This is a genomic window from Rhizobium sp. 01L410, assembly GCF_056400165.1.
Window position 1 is genome coordinate 719,424 of the sequence record NZ_JBFTST010000001.1, and the last position, 18,809, is coordinate 738,232.

Consider the following 18,809-nt stretch of genomic DNA (forward strand, 5'->3'; position numbering starts at 1 on the left):
GACTAGAGCCTGAAGAGGGTAAAGCCCTCATCTGCGGCCTTGTGACGGTCGAATAGGGATTTGAGGTCGGCGAGTACCGGCTTATCGCCCCGGCACAATGCGCGCAGATCAGCCGCTGATTTCGCGCGATATTCGTGGTGACCCACTGCAACCACGATCGAATCCACCGGATTATCCGGCGATATCGCAGCGAGATTGATGCCGTATTCCCGTTCGACTTCTCCGGGATCGGCCCAGGGGTCTTCAACAACGACCTTCGCGCCCCATTCATTCAGTTCGCGGACAAGGTCAATAATCTTGCTGTTACGGATATCGGGGCAGTTTTCCTTGAATGTCACACCCATGACACCGATAGTACTCCGCGGAACATCGATGCCGTTCTTCAGCATAAGACGGATCACGTTTCGAGCCGAGTAACGCGCCATGTTATCGTTGATACGTCGTCCGGCCAGGATTACCTGCGGGTTATAGCCGACTTCCTCAGCCTTGTGCGTGAGGTAGTAGGGATCAACACCGATGCAGTGCCCGCCAACCATGCCTGGACGGAACGGCAGGAAGTTCCACTTGCTGCCCGCGGCCTCCAGGACTTCGAGCGTGTCAATGCCTAGTCGAGCGAAGATGATGGACAATTCGTTTACAAACGCGATGTTCAGGTCGCGCTGGCTGTTCTCGATTACTTTCGCAGCCTCGGCAACTTTCAGACTGGTCGCCTTCCAGGTCCCTGCAGTCACGATGGATCGATACAAAAGGTCAACCGCTGTGGCTACATCAGGAGTACTGCCGCTGGTGATCTTCTTGATAGTCGTAAGTGTATTGACCTTGTCCCCAGGGTTGATTCGTTCCGGGCTGTACCCGCAAAAGAAGTCCTTGTTGAATGTAAGGCCCGACGCTTTCTCAAGCGCTGGAACACAGATTTCCTCTGTGCAACCCGGATATACCGTCGACTCATAAATCACGATAGCGCCCGGTCGCATTACCGAGCCGACCATCATGCTTGCGCTGATCAGCGGGTTGAGGTTTGGACGGTTGGTCTTATCAACCGGCGTCGGTACGGTCACGATGAAGATATCGCAATCTTTCAGTGCATCCACGTCGCTAGCAAATATAAGCTGGGAGGCCTCCCGCAAACCTTCCTCGGTCACTTCCAGCGTGGAGTCCTTGCCGTCGCGTAATTCCTGGATTCTTGCTTCGTTTATGTCGAAGCCAATAACCTGTCGCTGTTTGCCGAATTCCACTGCCAGTGGCAGCCCGACATACCCCAAACCGATTACACAAATCTTGCTCTCTGCCATGTCACGTTTCTGTCAATGCGGCCCGATGGCTGCTGCTCTCAGCACAGCGCCTCCGGCACCTAGTAATTACGCGATGTCCCCCGGGACCTCGTATCAGAAGAAAGTTTCATCTCTCATGAAAGGGCAATTTTCCACACCATAACAATCATCTCTAGGATGTTTCGCGAACGGCGGGAGCGGATAGCCAAGCCATGATCTCAAGATCCGCGGCTATATACTCTTGAACCAAACAGCACTGCAAGGGTTCAGGCTAAAGCCATGTATTTTTCCTTGGCGTATTGCCGCATGGCGTGTGAGCTGATCGCCGATTCGCAGACAGGTGCCTAGCTACGTTAATTTGGATCGCGATTGTGCTCCGGACACGACGGAACTCATAAGATTTCAATACATTGCCGTTTGCGAAAGGCAGACTTTCTCCAGCCTCCGGCGCCGCGTTTCACTGAAGAGTGTCATTTTCGTCCAGGAGCGAGAAGCCGCTGCCCTCTGACTCAGAACAGTATGACTCCACCAATGATAGAATTAGCAATTGGTGCCATTTCATGCCGGCCAACGCATTTTTTCGTGTGTTTACGTTCGGGAATGCGCAAAGATGCGTTGACATAACGCGCAAGTCATCGTTTGAGGTGTTTGCGCGCTGCGCGCGAAGAGGGGTAGTCACGTGGTTTGCGATTATCCGTGTTATCCGCCTATCGCGCGGCTTCCCAAAGTGTTGAGCTTGAGCCTGTTCCATGTTTGACAAAATCCTTCAAGATATCCTTGCTTTACCGCGTCCGGCAAAGCGGGTCATTGCGCTCCTGTTCGATGCTTGCCTTTGCGTTATCACTGTGTGGCTCGCGTTCTGCTTCCGGTTCAACGACTGGTACGCCTTGTCGGGCATACAGTTCTGGACGATCCCGGTATCGCTGGTCATCGCGCTGCCGTTGTTCATAACCTTTGGGCTCTACCGAGCGATCTTCCGGTTCATGGGGTGGGCCGCCTTTGCCACTGTCATCAAGTGCGTCGTGATCTACGGCTTGGTCTACACACTGATCTTCAGCATAATTAGCGTGCCGTCGATCCCGCGAACCGTCGGAATTCTGCAGCCGATGTTGCTGCTGCTTGCCGTGGGTCTTTCACGTTTCGTGGCGCGGTACTTTCTATATGACGCATATAGCGAAATCCGCGGGATGGCGGCTCCCATCCGCACGCTTGTCTATGGAGCCGGATCACAGGGACGCCAGCTCGTCAGCGCGCTTGGTCATTCCGCCGAATTCAAGGTTGTTGGTTTTCTGGATGACGATACAGGCCTGAGGGGGATGTCGCTCAACGGCGTTAAGATTTATAGCCCGGAGAAAATCGAGCAGATCTGCGACGATCTTCAGATCCGCACGGTCCTCCTTGCCCTGCCGCAAATCGATCGCAACAGGCGCAACGAGATTCTTGAGAGACTGCGCTCGGCCAAAGTTGCGGTCCGCACCGTGCCGGATATTTCCGCATTGGCCACCGGCCAGGCGCAATTGACGGACCTGCGCGATCTTGATGTTGAGGATCTTCTCGGCCGGATCGCAGTACTTCCCAACACGGAACTTCTGGAGCGCAATGTCCGCGATCGCGTCGTGCTCGTTACTGGAGCGGCAGGATCCATCGGCGGCCAGCTCTGCCGGGAGATTGCAAAGCTTCGTCCGAAGGCGCTGCTGCTGCTTGATCAGAACGAGTTCGGCATCTACTCGCTTCAAAGCGAACTGGAAGGAGCAGACGGCGAGCAACTGTTTCCTGTTATTCCGCTTCTAGCCGATGTTTGCGACGAGCATCGCATTAGCAGTATTGTTGCGACGTGGCGGCCATCGACCGTCTACCATGCCGCGGCCTACAAGCATGTACCGCTGGTCGAGCAGAACCCCGCCGAGGGTGTGAAGACAAATGTCTTCGGCACGCTTTCCGTTGCCAAGGCAGCTCTTGCAGCCGGGGTCGATCGGATGATCCTGGTCAGCACCGACAAGGCGGTCCGGCCTACGAATGTCATGGGGGCAACCAAGCGGTTGGCTGAAACGATCCTTCAGGCGCTGTCCGAAGGCCAGGATCGCACGACCTTTTCGATGGTTCGCTTCGGAAACGTGCTGGGATCGTCCGGGTCTGTGGTGCCCCTGTTTCGTCAGCAGATTAGCCGCGGTGGCCCGATCACGTTGACGCACGAGGAAATTACCCGGTTCTTTATGACTGTGCCCGAGGCGGCTCAGCTGGTGATCCAGGCGGGCGCCATGGCCACAGGGGGAGACGTTTACGTCCTCGACATGGGCGAGCCAGTCAAGATCATCGATCTCGCCCGCCGCATGGTTGAACTCTCTGGCCTGACTGTTCAAGATGAACAGAATCCAGACGGTGATATCAGCATTGTCACAACCGGCCTGAGGCCCGGCGAGAAGCTCTACGAGGAGCTTCTTATAAGCGACAATCCCGAGATGACCGACCATCCAAAGATCAGGCGCGCACGCGAGCAATTCTTTCCATGGGTCGAACTTTCGACGAAGCTCGACAAGCTCGCCAACTATGCCCGCGAAGGTGATGCCCAGAGCATCAAGATCGCCTTGGCCGAGCTCGCGCCCGGATATAGCCCTTTGGAGCGGGTTGTCGATCTAGTATCGCTGCGCAAGAAAGTCGTTTAATGGCCGTTCGCAATGCGAATTCGCCAGTCGGTATACGAGGTTTTCAATGTTCCTTCTGACGGGAGCGACGGGATTTGTCGGCAAGGGAATGCAGGAGGCGCTGCGGCAGCGCGGGATTGCGTTCCGGGCGGCTGGCCGGCATGCATACCCAGGGCTGTTTCCAGTCGGCGAGATAAACGGCCATACGGACTGGTCGGCAGCCACTTCCGGCATCAATGTCGTCTTCCATCTGGCATCGGTCAATCAGAACGTAATCGAGGGCGACCCGGCGGCGCTTCAGACCTATCGCGCGGTGAATGTCGACGGAACGCTTAATCTTGCGCGACAGGCCGCTGCCGCAGGCGTGAAGAGGTTTGTGTTCGTCAGCACCATTAAAGCGAATGGTGAGTGGACCACAGACGGGCAGCCGTTCAAAGCTGGTGAGGCGCCGAATCCGCAGACGGACTATGCTGCGACGAAGCTAGAGGCCGAGCAGGGACTTCACGCTCTCTCCGGCCAGACGGGCATGGAGGTGGTCGTCATTCGTTCGCCACTGGTCTACGGCCGGCATATGCGCGGTAGTTTCAACGCGCTGGTAAGCTTGGTCCAGCGTGGGCTGCCGCTGCCTCTGAGATCCATTCGCAACAAGCGCTCGATGGTCTATCTCGGCAACCTGATCGATCTGATCATCCTCGCCGGCGGACATCCTGCAGCAGCCGGAGGCACTTTCCTCGCCGGGGACGGTGAAAGTCCATCGACGCCGGAGCTGTTGAGGCTGATCGGTTCAACGGTCGGTTCGCCCGTACGCTTATTACCGTGCCCCGGGTTTTTGCTCGAAGTTGCCGGGCGCGCGCTTGGCAAGCAGGAGCTTGTGTATCGGCTGACGCGATCGCTGGAAGTCGATATAGACGCAACCCGTAGCCGGTTGGGCTGGACGCCGCCTTTCGGTATGAGCGAGGGACTGGCACTCGCTCTGGACTCACGAGTGCCTTCACGGACATGAAATGACACAGACAATGAACCAACTGATCAAGCGGCTCTTTGATTTTTGCGCGTCTCTGGGCGGCCTTATTGTGCTTTCGCCAGTTTTGCTCGTGCTTGTTATCCTCGTGAGGCGGTCTTCTCCCGGCGGCGCGCTTTTCCTGCAGAAGCGTGTGGGCCGGTATGAGGTTCCGTTTACCTGCATCAAGTTCAGGACGATGGCAGCCGGTACACCCAGTGTCGGCTCTCACGATGCCGCCGAAGCGTGGATCACGCCGATCGGCAGGACGTTGCGTGCCTACAAGCTGGACGAGCTCCCGCAGCTCGTCAATGTGCTGCGCGGCGACATGAGTTTGGTAGGGCCGCGCCCCTGCCTGCTGACACAGCCAGATGTGATCTCGGCGCGCCGGGCCAAAGGCGTGTTCGCCGTCCGGCCGGGCATTACTGGGCTCGCCCAGATCGCTGGCATTGACATGTCGACACCGGAGAAGCTTGCGGCGGCCGATGCCGAGTACGTCAAAACCGTCAGCCTGTGGCGCGACATCGCGATGATCCTGGGCTCGATCCTCGGCAAGGGGAAGGGCGACGCTGCGCTCCGGTGAGATCACGGGCGCTGCCGTCTACGGGGGCGCCGCTCGCCCTGCACATACGACAATCCGCTTCGGACCTTTCGTCTATCTTATCACCGTAGTGATCTGGCTCCGGTGAACAGGCTTGATGCCGGCATTTCGCCGCCTAAGGAACTGACCCATTTGGGCCAGATTGCGAAGCGCGGCGCAATCTGGCAGTTTGGGCTGAAAATGGCTGGTATTTCGCTTGGCCAGAACGGCAAGCTTGCGGTATCAGGCCGGAAGAAGGTGGGGAAGCAACTGACGATGAAAGCACCGACTGGCCGTGATGCCGCTCCGACGATTGCCGATGTTGCGCGGCTGGCCGGCGTTTCCCGCGCAGTCGCAAGCCGGGCCCTTTCGACCGAGCCGCGGCCGGTGTCCGCCGACAAGCGCGAGCGCGTCATCGATGCGGCCAATGCCCTCGGCTACAAGCCGAACCTCTTGGCTCAGAGCCTGACCACCAAGACGGTCAATCTCGTCGCCGTCGTCGTCAACCACATTCACGATCTCTCCGACCTCGACCTGTTCGACCGGCTGATCGATCAGATCCAGGCGATCGGCAAACAGGTCATCCTGGTGCGCATCGGTTCGGTCGCGCGCGTCGAAGAGTTCCTCAGAAACGGCGTCGCCTACCATGTCGATGCCGGGCTGGTGTTCTCGGACTTCGCGGATGCGACCACCGTGCGGCGGATGTTCCGTTCCGATCTGGTGGTCATGCTGAACGGGCTGCATGACGAGCTCTCGCCTGTCGTGATGCCCGACGAGGCCGTCGGTATTTTCGAGGCGGTCGCGGATGCCGCCAGCAAGCGAGTGCGCACTGCGGGGCTGGTCACCGGCCGCGCCTCATCGCCGGTCGAGCATGCGCGTATCGGTCTTTATCGCAAGGCTTTCGAGCAGCACCGGATCGAATTGAAGCGCACGGTTCAGGGGGACTATTCCTATGCCAGTGGACATGCCGCTGCGGCTGTGCTCGCCGGTGATGATTGTCCCGATGCGATCTTCTGCACATCCGATGCCATGGCGATGGGCATTCTCGATGTCTGCCGTTCGGATTTTCCGGGCAACCGGCCGCCGCGTTTCCGGCTTTATGGCTTCGACAATCTGTCGCTGACCGATTTCGAGGCCTATCCGATCTCGTCAATCGGCTACGACAAGTCCGATTACGTCCGGCATATCGTCGATTTCATCGCCAATCCGGAGGCGTTCAAGCCGGGACAGCCGCCGATCATGGTGCCGACGCGCTTCGTGCTGCGCGCCACCTCGTAATGAAAAAGGCCGCCCGGAGGCGGCCTTTATTGTCTTACCACTGTGGGTTCAGAGCCGGCGGGTTGGCTTCAGCGCCCCACCACTTCTTGTAGTTTGCCTCATAGGCGCCCGACTGGATGTAATCGGACACGAACATGTCGAGCCAGCGGACGAATTCCGGATCGCCCTTGGCAACGGCCATGCCGATCGGGTCGTTGGAATAGAGACCGGCAAGCGTCACCAGCGTCGGGTTCTTGGTCGCGAGATAGTCGAGCAGCGAGGAGTCCTCGATCGCAGCATCAACGCGCTTCTGCTGCAGCTGCAGAACGCCGTCGGGCGCGAACTGGTCGACATAGACGAGTTCCGCATCCGGAACGGCGGTCTTCAGGAAGGTTTCGCCCGTCGTTCCGCGGCCGACGACGATCTTCTTGCCGGCGAGATCCTTCAAATCCTTGATGCCCGCATCCTTCTGCACGATGACGCGCAGACCGGCGCGGTTATAGGGGATCGAGAAATTGACGACCTTGGCGCGCTCGAGCGTGGCCGAGGTATTGGCGATCGCCACGTCAATCTGGCCGGAGACCAGCATGGAAATGCGGGCGTCGCCTGAAACGTCGGTGAATTCGACCGGCACACCGATCTTTTCAGCCAGGCGCTTGGCGACATCGACGTCGTAGCCGACAGGGTTGTTCTGGTCGTCGCGGAAACCGATCGGCTCGCCGCCGAGCGACACGCCGATGCGGATCGTGCCGCGCGAACGGATATCATCGAGCATGCCGGCAAAGGACGGCAGAGCCGAGCCTGCGACAACAGCGATCGCAGCAATTGCGGTGAGTAAGCGTTTCATTGTTCCATTCCCTCTTCGTTGATTATGCCTGTTTCGCAGTCCGCAATTCCGGTTCGGACATCGAATCCTCCCAGAGCCAGTAGCTGATCTCGCCCTCGCATCTGAAATTCACAACCTCATGATTTCCTTTTGCGTCAACCGCATGAATGACGACGCCGGCAAGGAAACCGGTATTGAGTTCGCTAAGCTCCTCGACGGCAAACTTGATCGCGTCGGAGAGCGAATAGCCGAGCTTCATGGCGAGCACGATGGTGCGCGAGGTCGAGCAGCGCATGGTCATTTCGCCGGTATGGGTGCAGGCGGCCGCGCCATAGCGGCTGTCGGCGTAGAAGCCGGCGCCGGGGATCGGCGAGTCGCCGAGACGGCCCGGATATTTCCAGGCCCAGCCCGACGTGGAGGTTGCAGCATGAATGCCGCGAGCGGAATCGGCCGAGAGGAACACGGTGGTGTCGCGCACGCGCTCCGGATCGGTGATCGCCTTGCTGAGCGGCGCCAGCGGAATGTTCGGGAATTTCGCCAGCTCTTCGGCCGACAGTTCCTTTTCCAGCCGCTCCCACCAAACGCGCTTGCTGTCTTCGAACAACACGTCGTCTTCGGGGAAACCGATTTCACTGGCAAAGCGGCGCGCGCCATTGCCGGTCAGCATCACATGCGGCAGGCGCTTCATGACTTCGTGGGCAAGTTTCGCGACCGGCAGCGTATTGGGTACGGCGCCGACAGCGCCGACGTCACGGGTGGTACCGTCCATCACGGCGGCATCCAGCTCCATGTCGCCGATCATGTTCGGCCAGCCGCCGAAACCGACGCTGCGGACCTTGACTTCGCTCTCGACCTTGCCGATGCCGGCAACCATGGCGTCGAGGCTGTTGGCGCCGCTGCGCAGCATATCGACCGTATGGGCAAAACCCGGCCAGGCTTCTTTGTTGGCGATGAGCAGCATGAAAAACCTCTAATCTTTACGCATTTTGGAAAGGAACTGGGCAACGCGGGGCTGCGCCATGCCGCCATCGGCGGCGAAAAACTGTTCGGTCGGCAGATCGACAAGCAGCTTGCCCTTGTCGAGAAAGACGATCCGGTCGGAAATCTGCCGGGCGAACTCGATCTCGTGGGTGACGAAGAGCATGGTCGTGCCCTCTTCGGCGAGCTTGGCGAGGATCGCCAGCACTTCGGCGGTCATTTCAGGGTCTAGCGCGCTCGTCACTTCGTCGAGCAGCAGATAGCGTGGCTGCATGGCAAGCGCCCGGCAGATGCCGACACGCTGGCGCTGGCCGCCGGAAAGCTGGGCCGGATAGGCATCGGCGCGATCGGCGAGGCCGACTGAGGCCAACAGCGCGCGGGCGGTCGCCTCGGCTTCAGCCCGCGGCTTCTTGAGCACTTCTATCGGCGCCAGCGTCACGTTGCCGAGCACGGTCATGTGCGGATAGAGATTGAACAGCTGGAAGACGGTGGCGGAGCGCTTGCGCGCCTCGGCCAGTTCCTTGGGCTTGCCGGTGTCGAATTCGTCGACGAGGATCCGGCCGCCATTCAGCTTTTCCAGGCCGTTGATGCAGCGGATCAGCGTCGATTTGCCGGAGCCTGACGATCCCAGGATCGAAACGACCTCACCGGGATTGATGGTCAGGTCGATGCCGTCGAGGACGATGGTCGAGCCGAACGCTTTCTTGACGTTTTCTACTTTGAGCATGTCAGAGCCCTCTCCAGGCGCTATGAGCCCTGAGGCGGTTTTCGAAACGGGTGCCGAGAAGCGCGACGAGCTTCGCGGTCGCATAATAGAGCAGGCCGACGGCGGTCCAGACGATGAACGGCTTCAGCGTCCTGAGGTTCAGGATGTTGCCGATCTTGGTGAGATCAACGACGCCGATCACCGAGATCAGCGACGTCACCTGCAGCTGGTTGACGAGCAGCGCGATCAGCGGGCCGATCGCAAAGGCCATCGCCTGTGGCGCCACGACATGGCGCAGCACCAGCCAGCGGGTCAGGCCGAAGACGCGGGCCGCTTCGATCTGGTCGCGGCCGATGGATTCGATCGCCGAAACGGCGATGACGTAGACGAAGGCGGCGGTATTGGCCGACAGCGTGATCGTCGCGGCCGTAACAGGCGTGATACGGATATGGAAAAGCGCCGGCAGGCCGAAGAAGACCAGGAAGAGCTGCACCAGGACAGGCGAGTTCTTCAGGAGCTCGGAGACGAAGGTAACGATCTGCAGCAGCACCGGCACGCGGTAGAAGCGCACGACTGCCCAGAGAATGCCGATCAGCAGACCGATCAGCGACGTGCCGAAAAACAATGCGACGCTGACGCCGAGGCCCTGGGCGAGCAGCACGAAATCGTAAGAGGTGAAATCGGTATAGCGCATCAGCCGACGGCCTCCATCATGTCACGGTTGAGGCGGCGGTGAAGCAGCGTGACGCCGAGCGACACGAGATAGGTCAGCACGGCATAGGCAACCAGCAGCACGACATAGACTTCGAAGGGCCGGTAGGTCTGCGAAACGACGATCTGCGCCGAACCGGTGAGCTCGTTCAGCGTGATGGTCGAGAGGATCGACGATGTGAGGATCAGGTTGATCAGCACCGAGCCGAGCGGCCGGATTGAAGTCCTGAGTGCGATCGGCAGCACGATCTTGGTAAAAGTCACCCGGCGCGACAGGCCGCTGACCTCAGCCGCTTCGATGATGCCGGGGTCGATCGCCAAGATCCCGGCTCGGATGACATCGGAAGCATAGGCGCCGCCGGCAATCGACAGCGCCACGACACCAGTCGTGAAGGCATCGATATAGATGCCGAGTTCCGGCAGGCCGTAATAGAAGAAGAATAGCTGGACGATGAACGGCACGTTGCGGAAGATGTCGACATAGACGAAGGCAACGCGCCGCAGCGTCTTCGAAGACGAGGTGCGGGCGATCGCCACGAAGGCGCCCATGATGACGCTGCCGAGCAGCGCCAGCGCACAGGCCTCTGCCGTCAGCAGGGCGCCTTTGGCGAGAAAGCCGATATGCGGCAAAAGGATCGAAAGGTCGAACCGCACGATCGCTCTCCCCAAGCACGATTGAAACCGGTTTCATATTGCTGAAGCCGGCGGATGCTGTCAAGCGCCGTGGCAGGGAAGTTGTGGAGATCTGACAAGAACGCCCCGCATCCGGAGATGCGAGGCGCTTCCATGACCGTTGAGGGGCCCTAAGCGGCGGAGAAGGGCACGGCCACGAAGGTTTTGTTGCCACCGCGTTCGACCAGCAGCAGCACCGACTTGCGGCCGGATTTGGCGGCTTCGGCGACGGCGGTCTTGGCATCGCTTGCGCCATGCACCGGCTTGTCGTTGACCGAGACGATCACGTCGCCGGTCTGGATGCCGGCAGCAGCGGCCGTCTTGTCGGGGTTTACGCTGGCAACGACAGCACCGGTGACGCCGCGCGGGAGGTTCAGTTCCTGACGGGTGTCCGGCGTCAGGTCGGCGAGACCGACGCCGATGCTCGGACCGGTCTGGACCTTGCCATCGCCTTCATCGGCAGCGGCCTGCTTCTGTCCGTCGTCATTGCCACCGATGGTGACGTTGAGCTCGGCGCTCTTGCCGTCGCGCCAGACGGTGAGCGTCTGCTTGGCGCCGGGCGACATGTCGGCAACGAGGCGCGACAGGTCCTTCGGAGTCTTGACGGCTTCGCCGCCGACTGCGGTAACGATATCGCCTGTCTTGATACCTGCATGGGCAGCCGGAGTATCATCCGATACGGCAGCGACGAGAGCGCCCTGGGCATCGGTCAGGCCAACTGCATCGGCGACATCCTTGGTGACGGCCTGGATCTGCACGCCGAGATAGCCGTGGTCGATCGAGCCGTTCTTCTGCAGCTTGGCGACGATGGTGCGGGCTTCAGCGGACGGGATGGCGAAGCCCACGCCGACGCTGCCGCCGTTCGGAGAGTAGATCGCGGTGTTGATGCCGACGACATGGCCGTCACGGTCGACAAGCGGGCCGCCGGAATTGCCGTGGTTGATCGGCGCGTCGATCTGGATGAAGTCGTCGTACGGGCCGCTATGCAGGTCGCGGCCGCGGGCCGAGACGATACCGGCGGTCACCGTGGTGCCGATGCCGAACGGGTTGCCGATGGCGAGAATCTGGTCGCCGAGTTTCAGCTTGTCGGAATCACCCCAGGCAACGGTTGCCAGCGGCTTCGGAGCCTGGATTTTCAGAACGGCAATATCCGACTTCGGATCAGTGCCGACGAGCTTGGCGGGCAGTTCGGTACCGTCATCCAGCGTTACCTTGATGTCGATGGCATTGTCGATGACGTGGTTGTTGGTGACGATCACGCCATCGGGGCTGATGATGAAACCGGAACCGAGCGCCATCGCATGCTGGCCGCTGTCATGTTGCGGAGCCTGGCGCGGCATGGGGATGCCCTGCTGCTCGAAGAACTGGCGGAACTGCTCGTCCATTGGCGAGGACTGCTGGTCGCTGGTGTCGGTAGCCTTGATCGTCGTCGTTACGGTAACGACGGCCGGCTTGTCGGCATCGACGATCGGCGCGAACGAGCCGCCGGGGGCAAACGTGCCGCTGACTTCGGCAGGCGCGGCAACCGCGGAGGCGGCATTGATGGTGAAAGGCAGCGCCGCAGTGCCGGCAATCAGGGCGGCGCCGAGAAGCGCTGCAGTGCGGTGCTTGAGAAGGATATTGGGCATGGCGAATGGTCCCTTGCAAATAGTTGCTAAGCGGCGTCGATGTTCCGGGGAACGCGGGCGTCGGGCGAAATGCACAAACTCTTCAAATTAAAAACCGCCGCTTTACTTAGCGATTACAGGTGTTCGTGAAGAATTAGCGCTTGATACTGATATGCGCCGCTCAGGGTTCATTTACAAATTAAATGTTCATTACCGTTTCATTGCAAAACGGTAAGAATTACAGGGAATTAATATTCGGATCGAGAGCGGCCCGCATCGCTGCCGGGAGTATATGTTTCAGGCCTCGACTTGGACCATATGGCCGTTGCCGAGGCTCTTGTAGCAGCGCTTTGGCGGCACGTAGCCGAGCGGACGCACCGGGCTTTTCAGCTCGTCCGTGGAGAGCCCGCGCTTGATGCTGCGGCGCGATGGATCGGGAACCGGAACGGCGGCAATCAGCTTCTTGGTATAGGGGTGCTGCGGATTGCCGAACACCGCTTCGCGCGGGCCGATTTCGACGATCTCGCCGAGATACATGACGGCGACGCGATGGCTGACGCGCTCGACGACGGCCATGTCGTGCGAGATGAACAGGAAAGCCAGCTTGAGGCTCTGCTGCAGGTCCATCAGGAGATTGCAGACCTGCGCCTTGATCGAGACGTCGAGGGCCGAGACGCTCTCGTCGGCGACGATCACCTTCGGATCGAGCGCCAGTGCGCGGGCGATGCAGATGCGCTGGCGCTGGCCGCCGGAAAATTCGTGCGGATAGCGCTCCATCATGTCGGGTTTCAACCCGACGCGCTCCAGCAGATCGGCGGCCTTGTCGCGCGCCTGCGCCCGGGTTCCGAGATCATGGGCGACGATCGGCTCGCTGACGGTGGCGCCGATGGTCATGCGCGGGTTCAGGCTGGCGAAGGGATCCTGGAAGATCATCTGGATGCTGCGGCGCATGTGCCGGAGGCGCGATGAATCCAGCCCCGTCACGTCGTAACCGTCGAGATTGACGGTGCCGGCATTCGGCTCGATCAGCCGGGTGATCGATCGGCCGGTCGTCGACTTTCCGCAGCCGGATTCGCCGACCAGCGACAGGGTCTCGCCCTGGAAAAGGTCGAAGGAGACATCCTCGACCGCGTGGATGGCGCCGGTGCGCGTGCCGAAAACGCCGCCACGGATTGCAAAGCGCGTCGTCAGGTTTTTGACCTCGAGGATCGGCGTCTTACCGCGATCGACGGTATCGGCGACAGCAACTGGCTCGGTGCGCTCGCCGGTGGTGGTATCGACGACAGGAAAGCGCAGCGGCCACTGGTGGCCGGTCATCGAGCCCAGCCGTGGAACGGCCGACAGCAGCGCGCGGGTATAGGGGTGTTTGCCGCGGTGGAAGATATCGTCGGTCGGCCCGGCCTCGACAGCTTCGCCGCGATACATGACGATGGTGCGGTCGGAGATTTCGGCGACCACGCCCATGTCGTGGGTGATGAAGAGAACGGACATGCCTTCCTCTTCCTGCAGCAGCTTGATCAGGTCGAGGATCTGGCCCTGGATCGTCACATCAAGCGCCGTCGTCGGCTCGTCCGCGATCAAGAGCTTCGGCCGGGAAGCAAGTGCCATCGCGATCATCACGCGCTGGCGCATGCCGCCGGAAAACTGATGCGGATATTCGTCGAAGCGGGAGGATGCGTTCGGAATGCGGACCTTTTCGAGGAGCCGGATCGTCTCGGCCCGGGCTTCCGATTTGGTCATCTCGCCATGGCAGGTCAGCGCTTCGGAAATCTGGCGGCCGATCGTGAAGATCGGGTTCAGCGAGGTCATCGGCTCCTGGAAGATCATCGCCGCGTCATTGCCGCGGACCTTGCGCATCTCCTTGTCGGAGAGCGCCAGAATGTCCTTGCCGTTCAGCAGGATGCTGCCCTCGACGCGGCTCTGCTTCTTGGCGAGCAGCCGCATGATCGATAGCGAGGTGACGCTCTTGCCCGAGCCGGATTCGCCGACGATCGCCACCGTCTCGCCGGGCATGACATCGAAGGAGACGTCGCGCACGACGGGCTTCCAGGCGCCATCGACCAGAAACGAGGTGGTCAGGTTCTTGACCGAAAGCACCGGATTTGCAGCTTCACCCATGTTTTTTTCCTGCTTCATGGTTCGGTCTCAGGTCTTGAGCGGCGTGGCAAAGGAGGCCGAGGGCCGCCCTTCGGCGATGCGGGCAGCCTCGACGGCGGCAATTTTCGCGTCGATCTCGCGCCGGTCGATCATGCCGCTCGGATTCTGGCGCGTCGCCATCGTCTCGGCGACATAGAGGTAGCGCTCGCTGGCGACAGCATAGAGCCGGCGCAGCTCCGCCAGCGGATCGGTATGATCGTCGGCGCGGATATTGAGCCAGGCGTAATCCTGGTCGCGGTAGATGACGAGGGCGGCCGATTGCTTGCCGCGCTTGTCGCCACCGGCGTCTTCACCGGCCTGCATGGCTTCCAGCAGCCGTTCGGCCAGCGGCTTGCCTGCGGTCTTCTGATAGGCCGCGAGCGTTGCCGCGATCACCTCGGCACCGGCGAGCATGTTGCCGGCGACGGAGACGTTGCCCGCCACCAGATGCCCGGCCCAGTCGATGCACTTTTCGCCGGTAAAGGCGGCATTGCGGCCGGTCGCGTCGATCATATGGAACTGCCGCTGATCACGGCCATCGTCGCGCGCAGCCAACTCGGCAACGATTGCCTCCGGCGCTTGCGCTGCGGCAAGCATGCCCAGGCCATCGACGCCGTTCAGCGGATTGACGAAAGCCTGCGTCGCCACCGCACCGATCCCGCCGCGGATATGCGGGACGATGCCGCCAACGGCGAAGAAGCGGCTGGCGACGGCGATGCCGAGATGGCCGGTGCTGGGGTCGCGGGCGACGATCGAATAGGTCACGGTCTATCTCCCCACCGCATAGGCCTGCATCAGGCGCGGGGTCGCCGCAGCCCGCAGCAACCCGTCGGCATCGCGGCGTGCTGCGGTCAGGCGGCCGACGGTCCACGGATCGGCAACCGTCAGCTTGTGACCCTTCTTGCGCAGGGCCTCGAGAACGCCCTCGCCGAAATTCGCTTCTGCCATCAAGCTGCCCGGCTCGCGGGTGCGGGGGTAGAAGGAGCCCGGGAAATGCGAGGTGTGGAACAGCGGCTGGTCGATTGCCGCCTGCAGGTTCATCTTGTGATGGACATAGCGCAGGAAGAAGGAGAGCTGCCATTGCTCCTGCTGGTCGCCCCCTGGCGTGCCGAAGGACAAGGTGGGGCGTCCTTCATGAAGCGCGATCGAGGGCGTCAGCGTCGTGCGCGGCCGCTTGCCTGGCGCAAGCGAGGTCGGCAGTCCGGGCTTCAGCCAGAACATTTGGGCGCGGGAATTGAGGCAGAAGCCAAGGCCCGGCACCGTCGGTGACGACTGCAGCCAGCCGCCCGAAGGGGTGATCGACACCATGTTGCCCTCGCGGTCGATCACGTCGATATGGACGGTGTCGCCGCGCTTTTCGGAGAGATGCGCCATGGTCGGCTCATAGACCGCGCCGGTCTTGGAGGTGACGCCGAGCATGTCCATCGTCAGCGCATACTGGTCCTCGAAGCCGGGAACAATGCCGGGCTGCAGCTCCAGCGATGCCTCCGGCTTGATGAGCTTGCGGCGCTCGTCGCTATAGGCGTCCGACAGCAGATGCTCGATCGGGATCGTCGAGAAATTGGGATCGCCGTAGTAGATTTCGCGGTCGGCGAAGGCGAGCTTCATCGCTTCGGTGACGGTATGGACGAAATCGACGCCAACCGGATCCATCGCGGCGATATCGATGCCCTTGAGCAGCGCCAGCGTCTGCAGGAAGACCGGTCCCTGTCCCCAAGGGCCGATCTTGGCGACCGTCCAGCCGTGGTAGTCGTAGGTCTGAGGCGCTTCGATCGTGGCCGACCAGTTCGCCATGTCATCGGCGGTGATGACGCCCTTATGCTTGATGCCACTCGCATCCATCACCTCGGTCGAACCGGCATAGCGCTCGATCGCCTCGGCAACGAAGCCGCGGTAGAAGGCATCGCGCGCAGCCTCGACCTGTTCCTCGCGGCCACGCTTGGCTTCTGCCTCAGCGATGATCCGCTTCCAGGTCCCGGCGAGAACCGGGTTCTTGAAGTTGGAGAGCGGCTCAGGTGCGGCGCCACCGGGCAGCCAGGTCTTGTGGGATGTCGGCCATTCCTTCTCGAAGAACGAGGCGAGGCCTGCAATCGTCGCCGAGACGCGCGGCAGCATCGGGTGACCGTTCTCCGCGTAATAGATCGCCGGCTCCAGCACGTCGCGAAGGCTCATCGTGCCATAGTCGCGCAGCATCAGCATCCAGCCGTCGAAGCTGCCGGGAATGACGGTCGAAAGCAGACCGTCGCCGGGGATCAGCTTCAGGCCTTCGGATGTGTAATGCTCGATAGTCGCGCCTGCAGGGGCCGGGCCCTGCGCACAGATGACCTCGACCTTGTCCTTCTTCTTCGAATAGAGGACCGCAGGCATATCGCCGCCCGGGCCGCAGAGATGCGGCTCGACGATCTGCAGCACGAAGCCTGTGGCGACAGCCGCATCGAAGGCGTTGCCGCCCTTTTCGAGAATGCTCATGCCGACCGCCGAGGCGATCCAGTGAGTGGAGGTGACGACGCCGAACGTGCCGAGGATTTCGGGACGGGTCGTGAATGCGGTCATTTCGAATGTCCTTTCAGGAAATCATGCTTCGCGCGGATCGAGCGCATCGCGCAGGCCGTCGCCGAGGAGATTGAAGCCGATGACGACGAGGAAGATCGCCGCCCCCGGCCACATCGCCATCCATGGGGCTTGGGAGAGGAAGTTCTTGGCAACGTTCAGCATCGATCCCCAGCTGGCGGCGGGCGGCTGCTGGCCGAGGCCGAGGAAGGAGAGGCTGGCCTCGGCGATGATCGCAGTTGCAATCGTCAGCGTCGCCTGCACGAGAATGGGTGCTGCGACATTCGGCAGGATGTAGCGGGTGATGATCCTGAAATGCCTGAGGCCGATGGAGCGGGCCCCCTCGACATATTCCTCCGTCTTGACGGCCAGCACCTGGCCGCGGGTGAGGCGGATGAAGATCGGCATGGCCGAAAGGCCGATGGCGATCATCGCGTTGGTGAGGCTGGGCCCAAGGAAGGCGGCAAGCGCGATCGCGGTGATCAGGAACGGCATTGCGAGGAAGGCTTCGGTGATGCGCGAGATGATCTGATCGACCCAGCCGCCGAAATAGCCGGCCATCAGGCCGAAGGGCACGCCGACGATGACAGCGATCGCCACCGAGAAGACGCCCGCCATCAGCGAGGCCTGGGCGCCCCAGATCATCCGCGAAAGGATGTCGCGGCCGAGATCGTCGGTGCCGAGCCAATGGGCCGCCGATGGCGCCTTGCGGATCGCAGACCAGCTCGTGCCGTTCGGATCGGGAATCGGCAGCAGAGGTGCCGCAATCGCCAGGATTGCGAAGAAGGCGATGATGCAGAGACCGGCAAGCGCGCCCTTGTTGGCCTTCAGCTTGCGCCAGGCGCGGCTTGGCACACGCTGTTCGGTGGTGACAGCGACCTGATCGATGGCGGTCATAGCGAGGCCCTCATGCGCGGATTGAGAAGGACATAGAGGATATCGGCGATGAGATTCATCAGGATGAAGCCGATCGCGGTGCAGAGCACGACGCCCTGGACGACCGCATAGTCGCGATTGAAGACAGCATCGACGATCAGTTTGCCGAAGCCCGGAATGGTGAAGATCTGCTCGGTCAGAACCGCGCCCGCCAGAAGCTCGCCGAAGAGCAGGGCGCTCAGCGTCACGATCGGCAGCACGGCGTTGCGGAAGCTGTGTTCCAGCACGACAGAGCGCTCAGAGAGGCCCTTGGCGCGGGCGGTGCGGATATAGTCGGCGCTGAGCACGCTCAGCATCGCCGAGCGCGTGTGCCGCATCAGCGTCGCGGCCAGCGCATTGCCGAGCACGAAGGAGGGCATCAGCATTGTCTGAATCGAGCGGATCGGGTCGTTGAAGAAGGGCTCGTATCCGGAAGCGGGCAGCCAGCCGAGTTTCACCGAGACCAGCAGGATCAGCATGATGCCGAGCCAGAAATTCGGGATCGAAAGCCCGGAAAGCGCGATCAGATTGGCGATATAGTCGAATGCGGTGTTCTTCTTCACCGCCGCCAGAATGCCCATGGGAACGCCGATCACGAAGGCGAAGATCATCGACATGATGGCGAGCTGAATGGTGACTGGGAGTTTCTCGGCCACCAGTTCCAGAACCGGCTGATTGGTTCTGAGCGAAATGCCGAGATCGCCCTGCAGCACCGAGCCCAGCCAGGAAACATACTGGTAGGGCACCGGATCGTTCAACCGGTATTTCTCGCGCAGATATTCGATCACCTGCGGATCCCGCTCTTCGCCGGCCATGGCGAGGATGGGGTCACCCGGCAGCAGCTTCTGCAGCGAGAAGACGAAGACCGATATGATCAGCAGCGTCGGAATGGCGACGAGAAGCCGCTTGGCGATGTAGGTGTACATGAACGATCCTGAGCGAGCGGGGAGAGGCGGCG

Annotated in this window: 16 protein-coding genes; 4 read left to right on the forward strand and 12 right to left on the reverse strand. The window is 61.1% G+C overall.

Annotated elements, in window-relative coordinates:
- Nucleotides 1–2: 2 nt before the first annotated feature.
- The gene (locus AC1DV9_RS03205) at nucleotides 3–1,292 is read right to left on the reverse strand and encodes a nucleotide sugar dehydrogenase (RefSeq protein WP_477946144.1); all 1,290 of its coding nucleotides are present in this window, start codon (nucleotides 1,290–1,292) and stop codon (nucleotides 3–5) included.
- A 728-nt stretch (nucleotides 1,293–2,020) separates the two neighbouring features.
- Between AC1DV9_RS03205 and AC1DV9_RS03210 the strand changes: the two genes are divergently transcribed.
- The 4 genes from AC1DV9_RS03210 to AC1DV9_RS03225 all read left to right on the forward strand — a co-directional run bounded on the left by AC1DV9_RS03210 (nucleotide 2,021) and on the right by AC1DV9_RS03225 (nucleotide 6,771).
- Entirely contained in the window at nucleotides 2,021–3,934 is a 1,914-nt protein-coding gene (locus AC1DV9_RS03210; protein WP_477946146.1) for a polysaccharide biosynthesis protein, read from the forward strand.
- A 46-nt stretch (nucleotides 3,935–3,980) separates the two neighbouring features.
- Complete coding sequence (locus AC1DV9_RS03215) at nucleotides 3,981–4,916, forward strand: NAD-dependent epimerase/dehydratase family protein (protein ID WP_477946148.1); 936 nt, start codon at nucleotides 3,981–3,983, stop codon at nucleotides 4,914–4,916.
- Between the two features lies 1 nt (nucleotide 4,917).
- Nucleotides 4,918–5,496 carry a sugar transferase gene (locus AC1DV9_RS03220; RefSeq protein WP_477946150.1) on the forward strand — a complete coding sequence of 193 codons (579 nt, stop codon included), beginning with the start codon at nucleotides 4,918–4,920 and terminating at the stop codon, nucleotides 5,494–5,496.
- A gap of 273 nt (nucleotides 5,497–5,769) precedes the next feature.
- Complete coding sequence (locus tag AC1DV9_RS03225; RefSeq protein WP_112389053.1) at nucleotides 5,770–6,771, forward strand: LacI family DNA-binding transcriptional regulator; 1,002 nt, start codon at nucleotides 5,770–5,772, stop codon at nucleotides 6,769–6,771.
- Between the two features lie 34 nt (nucleotides 6,772–6,805).
- Here AC1DV9_RS03225 and AC1DV9_RS03230 read toward each other — a convergent pair whose 3' ends face one another.
- The 11 genes from AC1DV9_RS03230 to AC1DV9_RS03280 all read right to left on the reverse strand — a co-directional run bounded on the left by AC1DV9_RS03230 (nucleotide 6,806) and on the right by AC1DV9_RS03280 (nucleotide 18,777).
- Entirely contained in the window at nucleotides 6,806–7,597 is a 792-nt protein-coding gene (locus AC1DV9_RS03230; RefSeq protein WP_112516428.1) for a transporter substrate-binding domain-containing protein, read from the reverse strand.
- A gap of 22 nt (nucleotides 7,598–7,619) precedes the next feature.
- The gene (locus AC1DV9_RS03235; protein WP_477946152.1) at nucleotides 7,620–8,537 is read right to left on the reverse strand and encodes a glycosylasparaginase; all 918 of its coding nucleotides are present in this window, start codon (nucleotides 8,535–8,537) and stop codon (nucleotides 7,620–7,622) included.
- A 9-nt stretch (nucleotides 8,538–8,546) separates the two neighbouring features.
- Entirely contained in the window at nucleotides 8,547–9,281 is a 735-nt protein-coding gene (locus AC1DV9_RS03240) for an amino acid ABC transporter ATP-binding protein (protein ID WP_477946154.1), read from the reverse strand.
- A 1-nt stretch (nucleotide 9,282) separates the two neighbouring features.
- Nucleotides 9,283–9,954, reverse strand: coding sequence for an amino acid ABC transporter permease (locus tag AC1DV9_RS03245; protein ID WP_477946156.1), 672 nt, complete (start codon nucleotides 9,952–9,954; stop codon nucleotides 9,283–9,285).
- Complete coding sequence (locus AC1DV9_RS03250; protein WP_477946158.1) at nucleotides 9,954–10,625, reverse strand: amino acid ABC transporter permease; 672 nt, start codon at nucleotides 10,623–10,625, stop codon at nucleotides 9,954–9,956. The genes AC1DV9_RS03245 and AC1DV9_RS03250 overlap by 1 nt, the downstream gene beginning before the upstream one ends.
- Nucleotides 10,626–10,774: 149 nt before the next feature.
- Nucleotides 10,775–12,271 (reverse strand): DegQ family serine endoprotease, encoded by a 1,497-nt coding sequence (locus tag AC1DV9_RS03255; protein ID WP_477946160.1) that lies wholly within the window; start codon nucleotides 12,269–12,271, stop codon nucleotides 10,775–10,777.
- A 276-nt stretch (nucleotides 12,272–12,547) separates the two neighbouring features.
- The gene (locus AC1DV9_RS03260) at nucleotides 12,548–14,368 is read right to left on the reverse strand and encodes an ABC transporter ATP-binding protein (RefSeq protein WP_477946162.1); all 1,821 of its coding nucleotides are present in this window, start codon (nucleotides 14,366–14,368) and stop codon (nucleotides 12,548–12,550) included.
- Nucleotides 14,369–14,395: 27 nt separating this feature from the next.
- On the reverse strand, nucleotides 14,396–15,151 hold the full coding sequence (locus AC1DV9_RS03265) for a DUF1028 domain-containing protein (protein ID WP_477946164.1): 756 nt from the start codon (nucleotides 15,149–15,151) through the stop codon (nucleotides 14,396–14,398).
- Between the two features lie 3 nt (nucleotides 15,152–15,154).
- Nucleotides 15,155–16,939: a gamma-glutamyltransferase family protein gene (locus AC1DV9_RS03270; RefSeq protein WP_477946166.1), complete on the reverse strand. Its 1,785-nt coding sequence runs from the start codon at nucleotides 16,937–16,939 to the stop codon at nucleotides 15,155–15,157.
- Nucleotides 16,940–16,960: 21 nt separating this feature from the next.
- Entirely contained in the window at nucleotides 16,961–17,833 is an 873-nt protein-coding gene (locus tag AC1DV9_RS03275) for an ABC transporter permease (protein WP_112538753.1), read from the reverse strand.
- Complete coding sequence (locus tag AC1DV9_RS03280) at nucleotides 17,830–18,777, reverse strand: ABC transporter permease (RefSeq protein WP_112388847.1); 948 nt, start codon at nucleotides 18,775–18,777, stop codon at nucleotides 17,830–17,832. The genes AC1DV9_RS03275 and AC1DV9_RS03280 overlap by 4 nt, the downstream gene beginning before the upstream one ends.
- Nucleotides 18,778–18,809: the final 32 nt, after the last annotated feature.

Excerpts from the sequence above, each read along its gene's own strand:
- AC1DV9_RS03260 (WP_477946162.1), bottom strand. The coding sequence starts at position 14,368 with ATGGGTGAAGCTGCAAATCCGGTGCTTTCGGTCAAGAACCTGACCACC.
- AC1DV9_RS03240 (WP_477946154.1), bottom strand. The coding sequence starts at position 9,281 with ATGCTCAAAGTAGAAAACGTCAAGAAAGCGTTCGGCTCGACCATCGTC.
- AC1DV9_RS03215 (WP_477946148.1), top strand. The coding sequence starts at position 3,981 with ATGTTCCTTCTGACGGGAGCGACGGGATTTGTCGGCAAGGGAATGCAG.
- AC1DV9_RS03255 (WP_477946160.1), bottom strand. The coding sequence starts at position 12,271 with ATGCCCAATATCCTTCTCAAGCACCGCACTGCAGCGCTTCTCGGCGCC.
- AC1DV9_RS03280 (WP_112388847.1), bottom strand. The coding sequence starts at position 18,777 with ATGTACACCTACATCGCCAAGCGGCTTCTCGTCGCCATTCCGACGCTG.
- AC1DV9_RS03230 (WP_112516428.1), bottom strand. The coding sequence starts at position 7,597 with ATGAAACGCTTACTCACCGCAATTGCTGCGATCGCTGTTGTCGCAGGC.
- AC1DV9_RS03210 (WP_477946146.1), top strand. The coding sequence starts at position 2,021 with ATGTTTGACAAAATCCTTCAAGATATCCTTGCTTTACCGCGTCCGGCA.
- AC1DV9_RS03225 (WP_112389053.1), top strand. The coding sequence starts at position 5,770 with ATGAAAGCACCGACTGGCCGTGATGCCGCTCCGACGATTGCCGATGTT.
- AC1DV9_RS03205 (WP_477946144.1), bottom strand. The coding sequence starts at position 1,292 with ATGGCAGAGAGCAAGATTTGTGTAATCGGTTTGGGGTATGTCGGGCTG.
- AC1DV9_RS03275 (WP_112538753.1), bottom strand. The coding sequence starts at position 17,833 with ATGACCGCCATCGATCAGGTCGCTGTCACCACCGAACAGCGTGTGCCA.
- AC1DV9_RS03235 (WP_477946152.1), bottom strand. The coding sequence starts at position 8,537 with ATGCTGCTCATCGCCAACAAAGAAGCCTGGCCGGGTTTTGCCCATACG.
- AC1DV9_RS03270 (WP_477946166.1), bottom strand. The coding sequence starts at position 16,939 with ATGACCGCATTCACGACCCGTCCCGAAATCCTCGGCACGTTCGGCGTC.
- AC1DV9_RS03245 (WP_477946156.1), bottom strand. The coding sequence starts at position 9,954 with ATGCGCTATACCGATTTCACCTCTTACGATTTCGTGCTGCTCGCCCAG.
- AC1DV9_RS03220 (WP_477946150.1), top strand. The coding sequence starts at position 4,918 with ATGACACAGACAATGAACCAACTGATCAAGCGGCTCTTTGATTTTTGC.